The 15,234-nt window shown below is 64.1% G+C and carries 11 protein-coding genes; 2 read left to right on the top strand and 9 right to left on the bottom strand.

From position 1 onward, the window contains the following. Positions 1-85: 85 nt before the first annotated feature. The 5 genes from BJ6T_RS23335 to BJ6T_RS23315 all read right to left on the bottom strand — a co-directional run bounded on the left by BJ6T_RS23335 (position 86) and on the right by BJ6T_RS23315 (position 9,803). Entirely contained in the window at positions 86-1,081 is a 996-nt protein-coding gene (locus tag BJ6T_RS23335; RefSeq protein WP_014494934.1) for a 30S ribosomal protein S2, read from the bottom strand. A gap of 231 nt (positions 1,082-1,312) precedes the next feature. Further along, a complete protein-coding gene (locus BJ6T_RS23330; protein ID WP_014494933.1) occupies positions 1,313-3,823 on the bottom strand; it encodes a caspase family protein in 2,511 nt (836 codons plus the stop codon). A gap of 175 nt (positions 3,824-3,998) precedes the next feature. Further along, positions 3,999-4,769, bottom strand: coding sequence for a carbonic anhydrase (locus BJ6T_RS23325; RefSeq protein WP_028169461.1), 771 nt, complete (start codon positions 4,767-4,769; stop codon positions 3,999-4,001). Between the two features lie 326 nt (positions 4,770-5,095). Continuing rightward, positions 5,096-8,599 carry a DNA polymerase III subunit alpha gene (gene dnaE, locus BJ6T_RS23320; protein WP_014494931.1) on the bottom strand — a complete coding sequence of 1,168 codons (3,504 nt, stop codon included), beginning with the start codon at positions 8,597-8,599 and terminating at the stop codon, positions 5,096-5,098. A 484-nt stretch (positions 8,600-9,083) separates the two neighbouring features. Beyond that, on the bottom strand, positions 9,084-9,803 hold the full coding sequence (locus tag BJ6T_RS23315) for an outer membrane protein (protein ID WP_014494930.1): 720 nt from the start codon (positions 9,801-9,803) through the stop codon (positions 9,084-9,086). 254 nt (positions 9,804-10,057) lie between these two features. On the opposite strand from BJ6T_RS23315, the gene BJ6T_RS23310 reads away from it, so the two are divergent. Continuing rightward, a complete protein-coding gene (locus BJ6T_RS23310; protein WP_014494929.1) occupies positions 10,058-10,378 on the top strand; it encodes a DUF3551 domain-containing protein in 321 nt (106 codons plus the stop codon). 1 nt (position 10,379) lies between these two features. After that, positions 10,380-10,634 carry a DUF3551 domain-containing protein gene (locus BJ6T_RS23305; protein ID WP_014494928.1) on the top strand — a complete coding sequence of 85 codons (255 nt, stop codon included), beginning with the start codon at positions 10,380-10,382 and terminating at the stop codon, positions 10,632-10,634. A gap of 72 nt (positions 10,635-10,706) precedes the next feature. On the opposite strand, the gene BJ6T_RS23300 is transcribed toward BJ6T_RS23305, so the two are convergent. From BJ6T_RS23300 to BJ6T_RS23285, 4 genes are all read right to left on the bottom strand, one after another. Beyond that, complete coding sequence (locus tag BJ6T_RS23300) at positions 10,707-11,348, bottom strand: hypothetical protein (RefSeq protein ID WP_014494927.1); 642 nt, start codon at positions 11,346-11,348, stop codon at positions 10,707-10,709. Between the two features lie 29 nt (positions 11,349-11,377). Then, the gene (locus BJ6T_RS23295; protein WP_014494926.1) at positions 11,378-11,938 is read right to left on the bottom strand and encodes a papain-like cysteine protease family protein; all 561 of its coding nucleotides are present in this window, start codon (positions 11,936-11,938) and stop codon (positions 11,378-11,380) included. Between the two features lie 113 nt (positions 11,939-12,051). Then, the gene (locus BJ6T_RS42655) at positions 12,052-12,642 is read right to left on the bottom strand and encodes a phosphatase PAP2 family protein (RefSeq protein ID WP_014494925.1); all 591 of its coding nucleotides are present in this window, start codon (positions 12,640-12,642) and stop codon (positions 12,052-12,054) included. 308 nt (positions 12,643-12,950) lie between these two features. After that, positions 12,951-14,828, bottom strand: coding sequence for an adenylate/guanylate cyclase domain-containing protein (locus BJ6T_RS23285; RefSeq protein WP_052264137.1), 1,878 nt, complete (start codon positions 14,826-14,828; stop codon positions 12,951-12,953). Between the last annotated feature and the right edge of the window lie 406 nt (positions 14,829-15,234).

The following is a 15,234-nucleotide window of genomic DNA, read 5'->3' as shown; positions in this document are numbered from 1 at the left end:
AGCCCCGCCGCGGTCCATCTCAGGAATTCGCGTCAACTGAAATGGTGGCCGGACTTATATCCGGCCAACCCATCGCTCTTTTTGACTATTCCGCTTCAGCGGTCAGCGCCTTGGCCTTGGCCACCCAGGCATCCGCACGGCTCGGCAGACCGACTTCTTCGCCGATCTTGTGCGCGGTGTCGTGATCGAGCTCGGCAAGCTGCCAGAAGTGGAAGATGCCGAGGTCGTTGAACTTCTTCTCGATCGCGCCCGACACGCCCGGGAGCTTCTTGAGGTCGTCGGCGGTGCCGCGCGGACCGGCAAGGCCCTGGAAGCCGCTCGAGGAAGCGGCTGGCAGATCTTCGGCAACCGGGCGAACCGAGGCGCCGATGTCGATGCCCGAATCACCCTGGGCGCGCGAGATGCCGTCGATCGCGGCACGTGCGATCAGGTCGCAATACAGTGCGATCGCGCGGCCGGCGTCGTCATTGCCCGGGACCACATAGGTGATGCCCTTGGGATCCGAATTGGTGTCGACGATCGCGGCGACCGGGATGTTGAGCCGCTGGGCTTCCTGGATCGCGATGTCTTCCTTGTTGGTGTCGATCACGAAGATCAGGTCGGGCAGACCGCCCATGTCCTTGATGCCGCCGAGCGAGCGATCGAGCTTGTCGCGCTCGCGCTGAAGCGTCAGGCGCTCCTTCTTGGTGTAGGAGCTGGCGTCGCCGCCGGACAGCACGTCATCGAGATGACGCAGGCGCTTGATCGAGGCCGAGATCGTCTTCCAGTTGGTCAGCGTGCCGCCGAGCCAGCGCGAATTGACGAAATACTGCGCGCAGCGCTTGGCAGCGTCCGCGACGCCGTCCTGCGCCTGGCGCTTGGTGCCGACGAACAGGATGCGGCCGCCCTTGGCGACGGTGTCGCTGACCGCCTGCAAGGCGGTGTGCAGCATCGGCACGGTCTGCGCGAGGTCGACGATGTGGATGTTGTTGCGAGCGCCGAAAATGAACGGAGCCATTTTCGGATTCCAGCGGTGAGACTGGTGACCAAAGTGCACGCCAGCTTCGAGGAGCTGACGCATGGTGAAATCGGGTAGCGCCATAGTTTCAATTCTCCGGTTGGTTCCTCCGGAAACGTGTGAGCAAAACGGAGCGTTCTCGCCCCGGTTGCCACCGGACGGCCTTGTGAGCCATGTTTCCGTGTGAGATGGGGCGCTATATAGCGCCATTTCGGCCAGAAGCAAGGAAATAAGGGCCTTTTCGGGGGCGGTTTTCGCCTCCCGAAGGCCCTCATCCGTAAAGACCACGCCAGTCAGTAAAGACCTAGCAAAGACCTAGCATTTGGGCTGGTTCGGCGGGCACTTTTTCGCCGCCGGCGCCGCTGGGTGCGGCGGAGGTGCCGCCGGACGCGGCGGGGGCGGTGGCGCGACGGCCATCCGCGGCGGCGGCGGTGCCGGCCGGGCGACCGGCGGTGGCGGCGCAGGCCGCGCCATGGGTGGAGGTGCAGGCCGGGCCACTGGCGGAGGCGCCGGCCGCGCGACGGCCACAGGCGGAGCCGCGCGGGCCGGCGGAGGCGATGCGACATGCGGCGGCGGTGCCGAGCGAGCGGCGGGCGGTGGCGGCGTCGGCCTCGCCACGGCCTGCGGCCGCGATGCTGGAGCTGACGGCGACGGCCGGGCGGCCTGCGCTGGAGGAGTCGCGGGCGAGTTCTGCGGTTTGACCGGCTCGCGCGCGGCCGAGGGCGACGGCGTGACCGGCTTGCCCGCGGCGCCCGAGGGCGTGCCGGGCGGCGTGCCCGGAGGCGACGCGCCGGCCGGCTCGCGGGTTGCAGACTTGCCGCCCCCGGGCGTGCCACCGGGCGGGGTCTGAGCAACCGGCGGCTTCGGCGGTTGGCCGGGCGCGGCCGGGTTCGCGGTGGGCGCAACGGTCGTCGGAGTGCCGGCCGTTGGCGCGCCAGGATGGGGCGGCAGCGTTGTGCCGGGCGCAGCCGTGGTCGGCACCCCCGGATGCGTCGGCGGGGGCGCGCCGGGTGCATTTGCCGTCGGCGCCAAGGGCCTGCCGCCCGGCGACGTCCCTGCCCCGGCCGGCGGCGCCGGCGGCCCGCCTTGGGCGCCGGGAACCGGCAGCGTGTTGGTCTGTGGCAGCCTGGTCGGCGGTGCGGCAGGGGGCGTGCCGGTCGGCGCGACATTGACCGGCGTCCCGGGAGGTGAACCCGGCCTCGCCGTCGGCTGGACCGTCGCGCTCAGCGGCATCGGCGCCTTGCCCTGCTGGATCAGCGCGGCGCGCTGCGTAGCGGCTTGCGGCAACATTGGCGTTACCGGGTTGGCGCGGTCGGCAATCGCCGGCCTCAGATTGCCGGGCCCAGTCCCTCCTCCCGCTCCCGCGGGCGGGGCGGGCGGCCGGTTGATCACGGTGTTGATGACCGTGGTGTTATGGATGTTGTTGAAGATGATATTGTTCGCTGGCGGCGCGACATAGACCGGCGGCCGGACGAACACCGGGATCGGCACGAACAGCGGCTGCGGCAGCACGAACAGGCCGACCACGGGCAGCGGCGGCTCGAGCACGACGAAATCCGGCGGCGGCGGCGGCAGATAATAGACCGGCGGCGGCGGTGGCGGCGCGAAGCCGAAATCAGGATCGCTGAAGTACAGCACGGGACGGTCGACATAGACCACCTCCTCCGGCGGCGGGGGCGGCACGTCATAGTCGATCATCGCGAAGGTCGGCGGTGGCTCGGGCGGCGCGGTGAGAATCGCCAGACGCCGGCGCGCATCGGCCGCATGCGGCCCGCGCGGATAGCGGCGCAGATAGGACCAATAGGCCTCCGGCGTATCGTTCCGATAGGTCCGCCGCCAGGTGATCGCCTCGCGGCGCGCCGCGACGATCGCCATCACGCGCTTCGACAGCGGGTCACCGGGATAGGCCGCGAGAAATTCTTCGTAGGCCGGCAACGTATCGCGCTCGAGCGCGGCCGCATAGGCGTCCTGCACGCCGAGATCGCGGATCGGCTTGTTGCGGATCGCGGCGACCTGGTCGGGCGCGGCCTCCGGCGGCGGCGCATCGGGCCCGCGCTCGAAGAACGAGAAGGGCGCCGATATCTTCGCCTCGTTCCAGGGCACCTGCGCGCCCTTGCTGGCCTCGTTGACGCGCAGGCGGACGCGGTCGAACACCTCGGCCAGCGGCAGGCCGCCGGTACGGATCATCTCCGCCAGCGATTGCGCATAAATGCCGTACGGGCCGGGCTCTTCCGGCGCGACCGTGCCGGGCGCGGCGTTGAAGGCGATCAGCATGTTCGGATCCGGCTCGACCAGCGCCAGTCCGCTCGCGATCGGCTGGCCACCCTCGATGAAGGGCTGCGCGCGCGCCGCGTCGAGCACGACGATGTTGGCCTTGAGCGGAATGGACGCGAGCTGGCGGGCGTAGTCGCTGATGCGCAGGCCTTCGGTCGGAATGTCGGTGTCGCGGGTGATGTTGGAATCGACCGGGATGAAATAGTTCTCGCCGGCAAGCTGCACGCCGTAGCCGGCAAGATAGATCATCGCGACGGTGCCGGGACCCGAGGCCTGCGCCTTTTGGATGAAATCGCGAAGACTCTTGCGCAGCGTGTCACCGTCGAGATCGCGCGCGCCGACCACGTCGAAGCCCGCCGCTTGCAGCGTCTGCGCGATCAGGCCGGCATCGTTCGCGGTCGTCGCCAGCGGCGACTTGGCGTAGGCACCGTTGCCGACCACGAGCGCGATGCGCTTTTCCTGCTGCTGCGCGCGCGCCGGATCGGGCGCTGCCGCAGCGAAGGCGAGGATCAGCAAGAGAAAACAGATGAAGGCCTTGTAGGTCCCACGCATGGCTTGCTTGCCCGCTATCGTTGTTGAGCTGCCACCGTCCATGAGACGCGCGGCCGGCTGAATGGCTCTTGAACGAAAAGCGCGGATTGAGGCGGCGGCATGGCGCCCCCGCCCCATCAAGCCCATGCGTCAGGCCCGCGTAAGCCTCGCGGCCTTGCTGCGGCGCGAGCCTCGCTCAGCCCTGAGCGATCAGATCGACCGTTCCCGTGGTGAGCCGGTAGATGCCGCCGACGACCTTCAGCTTGCCCTGCTCCACGGCCGCGTTGAGGATCGGTGCGGCCGACTTCAGCTTGGCAACGTTGTCGATCACGTTCTGCCGGATCGCCTTGTTGAGCACGTCCCCGCCCTGCTGCATCGCGGCCTTTGCGGCGGGCGCGATCGCATCGACCAGCGAGGGAATGTGTCCCGGCGGCGACGTGTTGTCCTTGATCGCCTTCAGCGTCGCATCGACCGCGCCGCAGGCATCATGGCCGAGCACGAGGATCAGCGGCGCGTTGAGCACGGCGACCGCATATTCCATGCTGGCGATGGTTTCGGTCCCGGCAAAGTTTCCGGCGACGCGGCAGACAAAGAGATCGCCGCGGCCCGAGTCGAAGGCATATTCCGGCGCAATGCGCGAGTCCGCGCAGCTCAGCACGGCCGCGAACGGGTTCTGCCCGCCGGCCAGCGCTTCGCGCTCATGCTTGAAATCATGCCGCCGCGCCACACCCGAGACGTAGCGCGCGTTGCCCTCCATCAGTCGTTTCAACGACGCATCGGGCGACAGCACGTTCTCGGGCTTCGGCGGCTGTTTGGCTTCCTTTGCCAGGGCGCCGTTGGCGATGGCTCCGCCCGCGAAAGCCATGCCAAACGCGGCGGCGCCAAACAGCATCGCGGACCGCCGTGACGGCGCGATGTCTTGATGCAGAGATTGATGATGCAGAGATTCAGAGCATTGGTCGCACATGTGACATTTCCCCGGGTACAGTGGACGAATGGAAGCGCCGCGAGGATAGGTCCGCCGATGTGAAGAAATCACCAATGATAAATGATGCAACTGATGATTGCTGCACCGCGAACCATGCTGCAAAGCCGAAGGGGCGCTTGCCTCGCGCGCGATGACTGCACGAACTTGCGCTCGTCTGCATATGTTTGCAATCGGGCCGCTAAAGCCTGACCCGAAAAAAGCGCAGCCGTTTTCCCTTGCGACAAACGCGGCACGCATTTGCGCCTGGATCAGGCTCCAACAACGATCCACGGCACGATGACGATTCTTCCAGATCTCATCGCGCTTCAGAGCTGCTGCACGTCCACGACGCCCGCGACCGCCTTGATCGCGCCGGCGATCTGCGGAGAGACCTTGAAGCGGCCGGGCAGCTTCATCTCGACCTCGGTCTCGAGGTCGAGCATCATTACCAGTGAGACCTCGCCGTCGCCGTTCGAGCGCGGCGCGATGCCGGGACTGCCGACTTTTGGCACGGCGCCGTTCGAGGCCGCCATGTCGGGTCCGGCCAGTCGCTTGGCGATCGACTCCAGCGGCTTGGTGTCGCGCACGAAGATGCGCAGGCCCTTCTGCGTCTTGGCGGCGGCGTCATCGAGCGGCTCGGCATGCAGCACGCGGGCGCGGACGTCCTCGCCCTGCAATTCCGCGCCCAACTGGAGCAGCACGGCGGCGCCCGGCTCGAGCACATCGCGATATTGCGCGAGGCCTTCGGAGAACAGCACCGCCTCGAAATGGCCCGTGGGATCAGAGAGCCCCATGATGCCCATCTTGTTGCCGGTCTTGGTTCGCCGCTCCATGCGCGACACCACGGTGGCCGCGACCTTGCCTGCGGTGGCGCCGGTCTTCACCGCACGCGAGAATTCGGCCCAGCTCTGCACCCGCAGGCGCTTCAGCACCATCGCGTAATCGTCGAGCGGATGGCCCGACAGGAAGAATCCGATCGCGTCATATTCGCGGCGCAACCGCTCGGCCGGCAGCCAGGGCTCGATCTGCGGCAGCATGATGGTCGGCGCGTCCGCCGACATGCCGAACATGTCGTTCTGGCCGATGGTCTCGGCCTGATGCGCGCGCTGGCAGGCGGCGAGGATCGAATCCGCGCCGGCGAACACGCGGGCGCGGTTCGGCTCCAGCGTGTCGAAGGCGCCGGCGGCAGCGAGACTCTCGATGATGCGCTTGTTGATCGCGCGCGGATTGACCCGCGCGGCGAAGTCGGCAAGCGAGGTGAACAGCCCGCGCTTGGTCCGCTCCTCGATGATCTGCTCGATCGCCTGGATGCCGACGCCCTTGAGCGCGGCGAGCGCGTAATAGATCGTCTTCTCGCCGACATCGAAGGTCGGGCCTGAGCGGTTGATGTTCGGCGGCTCGACCTTGATGCCGAGGCGCTGCGCCTCGGAACGGAATTCGGAGAGCTTGTCGGTGTTGTTGAGATCGAGCGTCATCGACGCTGCGATGAACTCCACCGGGTAATGCGCCTTCATATAGGCGGTGTGGTAGGACACCAGCGCGTAGGCCGCCGCGTGGCTCTTGTTGAAGCCGTAGTCGGCGAACTTTGCGAGCAGCTCGAAGATGGTCTCGGCCTGCCCCTGCGGCACGCCGTTCTTCACCGCGCCGGCGACGAAGATGTCGCGCTGCTTGTCCATCTCGGCGCGGATCTTCTTGCCCATGGCGCGGCGCAGCAGGTCGGCGTCACCGAGCGAATAGCCCGACATCACCTGCGCGATCTGCATCACCTGTTCCTGGTAGATGATGACGCCGAAGGTCTCCTTCAGGATCGGCTCCAGCACCGGGTGCAGATATTCCGGCTCCTCGTCGCCGTGCTTGCGCGAGCAATAGGTCGGGATGTTCGCCATCGGGCCCGGGCGATAGAGTGCGACCAGCGCGATGATGTCCTCGAAACGGTCGGGGCGCATGTCGACCAGCGCGCGCCGCATGCCCTGGCTTTCAACCTGGAACACGCCGACCACCTCGCCCCGCGCCAGCATCTGGTAGCTTTCGGCATCGTCGATCGGCAACGTCGCGAGATCGATGTCGATGTTGCGCGGCTTCAGGAGCTTCACCGCGACGTCGAGCACGGTCAGCGTCTTCAGGCCGAGGAAGTCGAACTTCACGAGCCCGGCCGGCTCGACCCATTTCATGTTGAACTGGGTCACCGGCATGTCCGACTTGGGATCGCGGTACATCGGCACGAGTTCGCTCAGGGGGCGATCGCCGATCACGATGCCGGCCGCGTGTGTCGAGGCGTGGCGGGTCAGGCCTTCGAGGCGCTGCGCGATGTCGAAGGCGCGCGCCACCACCGGGTCTTCATCGCGGAACGCCTGAAGCTTCGGCTCGCTCTCGATCGCGGCGGCCAACGTCACCGGCGCGGCCGGATTCTGCGGCACGAGCTTGGTCAGCTTGTCGACCTGGCCATAGGGCATTTGCAGCACCCGGCCGACGTCGCGCAGCACGCCGCGCGCCTGCAGCGTACCGAAGGTGATGATCTGCGCGACCTGGTCGCGACCGTAGCGCTCCTGGACGTACCTGATCACCTCGCCGCGGCGGTCCTGGCAGAAATCGATGTCGAAGTCCGGCATCGAGACGCGTTCCGGATTGAGGAAGCGCTCGAACAGCAGGCCGAACTTGATCGGGTCGAGGTCGGTGATGGTCAGCGCCCAGGCGACCAGTGAGCCGGCGCCCGAACCGCGGCCCGGCCCGACCGGAATCCCCTGCGACTTCGCCCATTTGATGAAGTCCGACACGATCAGGAAGTAGCCCGCGTACTTCATGCGCATGATGACGTCGAGCTCGAACGCCAGGCGCTTGTTGTAATCCTCTTCCGTGGTGCCCTGCGACAGGCCGTGCACGCGCAGGCGGTTGGCGAGCCCCTCCTCCGCCTGGCGCTTCAGCTCGGCCGCCTCGACCGACGCCGCGTCGGAGCTTGCGGCGGCGCCGACGGTGAAGAACGGCAGGATCGGCTTGCGCGTCATCGGGCGGAACGAGCAGCGCTCGGCGATCTCCACCGTCGAGGCCAGCGCCTCCGGAATGTCGGCGAACAGCACCGCCATCTCGGCGCGGGTCTTGAAGCGGTGATCGGGCGTGAGCTGAACGCGATCGGTCTCGGCGATCAGTCGCCCGCCGGCGATGCAGAGCAGCGCATCATGCGCCTCGTAATCGTCGTTCGAAGCGAAATACGGCTCGTTGGTCGCAACCAGCGGCAGGCCTTTTGCGTAGGCGATGTCGATCAGCCCGCTTTCGACGCGGCGCTCCTTGTCGATGTTGTGGCGCTGCAATTCGACATAGAGGCGGTCGCCGAACAGGCCGGCGAGACGCTCGCAGCGCGTCGCCGCAATTTCAGCCTGCCCGCTGGCCAGCGCAAGCGAGATCGGACCGTCGGGGCCGCCCGTGAGTGCGATCAAGCCTTCGGTCTCACCGTCGAGCCAGTCGAACTTGATGAACGGCGCGTGGCTGTCAGGCGATTCGAGGAACGCGCGCGAGTTCAGCCGCATCAGGCTGCGATAGCCGCGCTCCTGGGCCGCCAGCAGCACCACACGCGACGGCAACAGCGCGTTGCGCGCATTGGGATCCTGATCGCCGAAATCGATCGCGAGCTCGCAGCCAACGATCGGCTGGATGCCGGAGCCCGCCATCTTGTCGGAGAACTCCAGCGCGCCGAACATGTTGTCGGTGTCGGTCAGCGCCAGTGCGGGCTGGTGGTCTTTCTTCGCAAGCTCGGCGAGCTTGGCGATCTTGATCGAGCCCTTGAGCAGCGAATAGGCCGAGTGAACGTGAAGGTGGACAAATCCGGCGCTCGGCATGGTCGCGTGACGGCCTCTTGCAGATGAGATGGAGCGGTCGCCGGCTCCAGGGGGATCATGAGGACATCTTCCGCCCACCCAGCCGACTCGCCTCACAATGGTGGGGCGTCACCGCTTCAGAGTCCACGCCGGAGCCACGAAACGGCCGCGTCGTCCCGCTTTTCCCCAAGGACATGACCAAGGGCGTCTGGCAGCCGCGGCCTAGAGCTGCGGAATCACCTGCGCCCAGATTGCGATCATCCCGACGAACAGCGAGATCGAGGCGAGTGCGGCGGCTTCTTCCACGAAAATCCTGAACATGGCTTGCTCCATCACCAGAACGTATGAAGAACATTGTTCTCATTTCGTTCTTGAGAGTCAAGCCGTCTCGGCCACCTCGAAATGGGATGGTTAACTCGCTGAATTCAAACAATAAAAAAGCCCCGGCCAACGGCCGGGGCTTCGACAACCGCTCCAGGCAGAGCGATCAGTCTCAGGCGTTTTCTTAGTAACGGCCGATCAGCGGGCCGCCGAACTTGTAGTTCAGGCGGACGAGACCCATGTCGACGTCCTGGCGGATGCGCTCCGAGCCGGCGAAGCCAGCGAAGGTCACGTCCTTGTCGGACAGGAAGATGTGGTTGTACTCGACGCCAACCGACCAGTTCGGCGCGAAGCCGTACTCGAGGCCGGCACCGACCGTGCCACCCCAACGGCTGTCGCTGGACGAGGAGAGCAGCGCGCCCGCCGTGTTGGAGATCTCGTACTTGTTGCTGACCACAGCCGCACCGCCCTTGACGTAGACCAGGACGTTGTTCCAGGCGTAGCCAACCTGACCGGTGATCAGACCGAACGCATCGATCTTGGTGCGGTTGCGGGTAGCAAACAGCGCGCTGGCGTTGTCGCCCGAGAAATCGGCCCAGTTGCCCTGGCCTTCCACGCCGAACACCCACTGGCCGGACTGCCAGCGATAGCCGATCTGACCACCGACCGTGCCGCCGGTCGCATCGTGCGAGCCTTCACGACCAACGCCGACGAAATCCCAGGTCGCGTGCGACGAACCGCCGCCGCCGTTGATGCCGATGTAGAAGCCGCTCCAGTCATAGACGGTCGCGATCATCGCAGGCGCCTTGGTGTAAGGCCGCGCAGCGAGGTCAGCAGCCAGCGCCGGCGCAGTCGCGCTCAGCGCGACAAGGCTCACAGCAGCAAGCAACAGATTCTTGTTCATTTGATTCCCGTTCCAGTTTCGTCATTAGGCCCCCGGGCCGTGGCGTCGTCATATCAGCGCTCGACGGAATTGCTGTAACTCCGACGCAACAGTCGGAGCCAAAGGGCTGTGCTGCGTTAATGAATGTTTAGCAGCGCGCGCGGGAAACCCTTTGAAACAAGGGTTTTCATGAGTTCCAATGTCGACTACACGACGGATATTGCATCTGTGCTTGGACACCTGATGCACGCACGATTGTGTGATTGGAGATCGAGATGCGCAGACAGATTGTCCTCCCCATTGTCGCCACACTTTCGCTCGCAATCGCCACATTCGCGCTCACGCTGAGCGCAAGCGCGCCCGCACGCGCATTCGGCACGCATCACGCGTTCTGCCTGACCGGCGAAGAATGGCCGGGGCTGAGCAACTGCACGTTCGACAGTTACGCACAGTGTCAGGCAAGCTCGTCGGGCCGCGCGCTGACCTGCCTCGCGAATCCGTATTTCACAGGCCAGAGCGATGATCCCTACGCCTATCAGAATCGTCCGGGCGCCCAGACACCGGGCTATTCACCCGGCTACTACCCGCCGCGCTGAGATGCGCCGCGCCCGCTTCGCGCTCGTCGCCACCGGCCTGCTCTTCTCGGGCGTGCCGGCGCACGCGCAGACCTACGATCCCAGCTATCCCGTCTGCATGCAGATCTACGGCCCGGTCGGCTATTTCGACTGCCGCTACACTTCGCTCGAACAGTGCAGATTTCTCGCCGTCGGCCGCTCCGCGAGCTGTATCGTGAATCCATACTTTCCGCAGAAGAGTTCAAAGGCTCCCCGGCGGCCGAAGCAGGCCGACTAGGCGTGCTCCCATGGCGGGACTTGCCATCTTTGACGCTCCTGCGAGCTTTTCTATCGCTCTGACATGGCCCACTCACCCCCTCGTCGCGTGATCGGAAGTTACTTTCCGAGCGAGGTCTTGCACGACATCCAGGAACGCGGCCGACGCCATCGGCCGATACGGCTCCAAGGCCTGGTTCGAGGGCGGTAACGTCAGCAGCAGGTCCGCATAGCCATGGCGATCTTGCAGCCAGAGCGCTGCCACATAGACCGCCGGCACGGTGAGCAGGAAAGCCTTGAAGGCTCCTTCTCGAACTTCAGGAAGCTTCTCGGCACGACGGATCGCCTCCGACGTCGCCGCGACAAACGGCCCTTCGTTCAGGTCACCCAGTTCATACGTCGTCTCATAGGTCGTCGCTGCCGACTTCACCATTGTCGCAGCAGCGATCGGCTCCTGTTCCTCCTCTCCACCATCATCCGCGGCAGTGCGCCGCTTCGCTTCAATCACAAGAAATCTCCAGTTGCCTAGCTTCGCAGCCGCTCTGAGGTTGTCCGCGCGACGGATCTTGCCAAAAGCCAGATAGGCAATGCGATGCGGCAGGGAAATGAAGACCGCGTCGCGGTTGGCAGTGAAAAGCCTTGATCGCGGGAATTTCGGGTTGCCCACCCGGCTGGCCACCGCTTGCTTCACAGCTACGACCGCAGCCGCCGGAGGTTCGCTGGGATGAATTGCCATCTTTTCTCTCCTTTCGCGGTGGCGAGGTTCTAGACCGGGGGCTTCGAGAAGTAAGTGTCCGTCCAGACACCTTTGGCGTCCTGATAGTTTGAGCAAAATCGATCAAACTGGATCTCTGGTGTGGGGCCGTAAAAGGGATCCTCAATGGCCAGGCTGTCGGTATCCTCCAGATATCCGACGATCGCGACGAAGTGCGCCGGTCCCTCCTCATCTTCGTCTCCCGACCAAACCGTGCGAACACAAATGGGTCGCCCTGCACTGATCTCCTGCTGCACCTCCGTTCGTGTCGCTCGTTGGTCGAGGGCCAACACGGCGAGGCAGCGGACTCGGTTGAGCGGTGATCCGAGAGTATGCGTCACATCGAATTCCAGGCCCGGCGTGCCGCAAGGGAAATTACAGCAATCATGCCGGTTCAATTCGAGGTCGGCGATGTGGCACTGCGTGAAAGTACTGGTCTCGTCGTAATAGCGCGAGATGCTGGACGCGACGGCTGCCCAGCACCAATTGATGTGACACTGATGTTGCATCGTGAAATCTGGCGCCAACGCAATCCGCGTCCTTTCGATGACGGAAATTTCTTCCACACCCATTGCAATACCCCGTGGTTGAGATCGATTGGTCCAACTTCAATTCCGTGTGGCCAGGCGGAGCGCATCCCTGCAAAATCCAAGGATGCGATCTCGGCTGCGGCATTGTGCGGTATTCAATGCTCTTGTCTTGCCGCGTCGGTCACCGCATGGAAGGTGCTGCATTGCTGGAGGTACGGAAACACGGCTTCAGCAATGGCCTTCCCGGCAGCCGTGTCACTCGGGTAGTGGACGCCAGCGATCTCGCGATTCTTCCCGATCCGCGCGGCCAGCGCCCTCAGTGCACTCTTGGCACCGGGGATAATCTCTCCCAGCGCCAGTGCCATCAGATGACTCTCCAGCGAATGTCCGCTCGGATAGGAGGCGTGCCAGGGCGACGCGACCATTGGGAAAAGCGCCGGACACACCTGTTGCGGCCGCCCGCGATTGAACCTGAGCTTGTAGTAGACGGCGACCATCAACCCAACATGATCGGCCATCTCCAGAATCTTGATCGTATTTGGATGCGCCGACGGCGAAAGCATGAGGACCTGCGCAAAATAGCCGACAAGCCTCACGTCCTGATCGACGATCTCGTCTGCCAACCTCTTGCGACGATCCATCGCCGGCCCGAGCAGTTCTTCGATCTCCCCGAAAATGACATCGTGATCCGTTGGCGGGCCGGCGACAGTGATGGTTTGCCAATCGGTTCTGGCAAATTCGAGCAATGCGATTTGAGCAAAAAGTCAGGCCGCCAGGCAGACAACGGGAATGTCGCCCCGTAATTCAAGCTACCGGGCAAGACTCCGACGAAACTCTCGAAGATCGGGAAAGGACGCGGGGAATTCCACCACCAACGTAGCCGCCGCTCACTGCGCCATTTCCGCCACCGCCTCCGCCGCCGCCGCCGCCGCCACCGCCACCGCCACCGCCACCGCCGCCGCCGCCGCCGCCACCACCACCGCCTCCTCCTGCAACACCAGGCATTGTGCTCTCCATCGAGGGGCTAATAATTTGAACCGGGCTCCTGGCCCCATCAATCCGGCAACCCAGCTGCTCCTAATCGCTCGACATACAAAGACCCCTGGGGCTCCTTGAACGGACAACGGCGCGCATAGTCCGATACCTTGAAGCCGGGCAGGATGTTCTTATGGTGCTGCGACACCTGCTGCGCTTCCTCCAGGCGACCGACAGCGACGAGGCTTGCGGCGAGGACGCGCGCGGCGTTTCCAAAACGCGGGCTGAGGGTCAAAGACTTCTTCGACCAGCGAATGGCATCGTCAAACGTTCCGTTCAGATAATGATTTTGGCCGAGCAGGCAGAAATTGAAAAAGGCCTGTTGGCCAAGTGGTGAAAGCCGGATGGCGCGCTCCGCACGGGCGATTCCGGTTGAAGCATCGCCGATGAATCCGGGGGTCCCGCTCCCGAACACCCATGCCCACGAATTGCTGGGGGATATGGCAAGAGCCCTCTCACACAGGTCCAATCCGCTGTCGTAGTCACGGAAGAACATGCTCTTGCCGTGCCCCTGTATCGCGAGCGCGAGAGCATTGTGCGGGTCTCTTTCGATGGCACAATTGGACAGCCGGATCACGTCGGCCGAATCCGCATCGAAATCCGATGACCACCCCTCCGCGATCTTGAAATTGTGCCATTTCGCAGCGTACGCGTACGGCGCCGCGTATTCGGGGTCTTCCTCGCTAGCCTTCTCGAGCAGCCCTTTGGCGCGCGAGAAGCTCGCGAAATCGAATTTGTAGAGAAGCTCAAGCGCCCGCAGGAGATAGTCATACGCATTGAGGCTCTTGGGCGGCTTTCGCAGCGCCCGCTTGATCTCTGCGCGACGCACATAGGCGGCGATCTTCTCAACGACACCAATGGCGATGTCGTCCTGGACTTCGAAAACGTCCGCGAGGTCCGTGTCGTATTTCTCCGCCCACACCACGGAGCCGGTCGCAACATCGACCAGCTCGACCGAAAACCGGACTCGCTTTCCGGATCGGCGAACGTGACCGCTGACGTAATAGCGAACGCCAAGCTTCTCGCCGACTTCGACGGGATCGATCTCGCGCTGACGAAACGGCATCGTCGACCCGCGAGACACCACCAGGAGCTCCTGGATATTACTCAGGCTGACAATGATGTCTTCGACGAAGCCTTCGGCAAAATAGCTGTCGTCGACCTCCGAAGAGCTGTTCGCAAACGGAAGAACGGCGATCGAGGGCAGTTTGGTTCGTCTCGAGGATTTGGTGGAAGCGCCGATCACCGTGCGGCGGTCCACTCCCGGCGAGAGCAGGAGAAAGGCATGAACCGGCCGCGACAGGTTCTTGAGATGAAGCTCACCCAGGTCGTCGAACTTGAATTCGCTGAGATCGGCGACGACCAGCAAAAGGGCCGATGACACCACAACGCCGCCCGCGGGAGCGACAGATTGCAAGCGTGCTGCGATATTGACGCCATGGCCGTAGACATCGTTCAGATCAAAGATGACAGGCTCCCAATGGACGCCGATGCGAAAAGCTATGCGGCGCTCGGGAGGTTGCAGGATTTCAAGCCCGGTGACTTCACGCTGCAACTCGGAGGCACAGCGAAGGGCATCGAGCGGGCTCTCGAATACCGCGACGAAGCCGTCGCCGGTGTTCTTCACAATCTCGCCTCGTCGACCGATCAAGGCGGGATCGATGACGCTCACGCGAAGAGCCCGATAGCGACTATGCGTCTCGACCTCGGCAGCTTCCATAAGTCTGGTGTAGCTGACGACGTCCGCCACGAGGACGGCGCGGAAAGGTCTTTCGAATTTGAGGATCGCACCTGCCGGGGAATCAAAGTCCTGTTCGGCAGCACCAACCAACCTCGCACCACTCTCGTTGGCGGTGTTCGGCGACGACGGGGTGACGCTCGTAGGCTCCGACTTCATTGATCCCCTCAGCGGCGGATAAAGCATCTCGCCGAGCAGAGTCTCGTCGTTGAACCAATCTGCAACAGGCTAAACGCAATTCGGTTGTGGCGCTACCAAAATCACCCGAATGGCTTGGAGCGGCAGCGCCACAACCAGTGGCGGCGGAAAGTAAAGGGGTTCTCCGGGTTACCTCATCTTGGCGATGAGCGGCTCGCGCTGGAATAAGGCGCCCCAATCCGAGCACTCTGCCTTTCGAATTCCTTTTGAATTCCTTATAAATTCCTTTTGAATTTCGACAGCATTCGCGGACTCGCACTTGCATCGGGCCCCAAAGTGAAAGCCCTCGCGCCGGGCACGACGGCAAAAGGTCGCGCCGACCGCTTCAACCACCAATACACTTTGCTGCAGATATGCAACTGCTTTG

It is taken from the genome of Bradyrhizobium japonicum USDA 6, assembly GCF_000284375.1.
Lineage (GTDB): Bacteria > Pseudomonadota > Alphaproteobacteria > Rhizobiales > Xanthobacteraceae > Bradyrhizobium > Bradyrhizobium japonicum.
This window is presented reverse-complemented; position numbering and strand designations above follow the sequence as displayed.

Coding starts and splice junctions, on each gene's coding strand:
- BJ6T_RS23335 (WP_014494934.1), bottom strand. CDS start 1,081: ATGGCGCTACCCGATTTCACCATGCGTCAGCTCCTCGAAGCTGGCGTG.
- BJ6T_RS23330 (WP_014494933.1), bottom strand. CDS start 3,823: ATGCGTGGGACCTACAAGGCCTTCATCTGTTTTCTCTTGCTGATCCTC.
- BJ6T_RS23325 (WP_028169461.1), bottom strand. CDS start 4,769: ATGTGCGACCAATGCTCTGAATCTCTGCATCATCAATCTCTGCATCAA.
- dnaE (WP_014494931.1), bottom strand. CDS start 8,599: ATGCCGAGCGCCGGATTTGTCCACCTTCACGTTCACTCGGCCTATTCG.
- BJ6T_RS23315 (WP_014494930.1), bottom strand. CDS start 9,803: ATGAACAAGAATCTGTTGCTTGCTGCTGTGAGCCTTGTCGCGCTGAGC.
- BJ6T_RS23310 (WP_014494929.1), top strand. CDS start 10,058: ATGCGCAGACAGATTGTCCTCCCCATTGTCGCCACACTTTCGCTCGCA.
- BJ6T_RS23305 (WP_014494928.1), top strand. CDS start 10,380: ATGCGCCGCGCCCGCTTCGCGCTCGTCGCCACCGGCCTGCTCTTCTCG.
- BJ6T_RS23300 (WP_014494927.1), bottom strand. CDS start 11,348: ATGGCAATTCATCCCAGCGAACCTCCGGCGGCTGCGGTCGTAGCTGTG.
- BJ6T_RS23295 (WP_014494926.1), bottom strand. CDS start 11,938: ATGGGTGTGGAAGAAATTTCCGTCATCGAAAGGACGCGGATTGCGTTG.
- BJ6T_RS23285 (WP_052264137.1), bottom strand. CDS start 14,828: ATGAAGTCGGAGCCTACGAGCGTCACCCCGTCGTCGCCGAACACCGCC.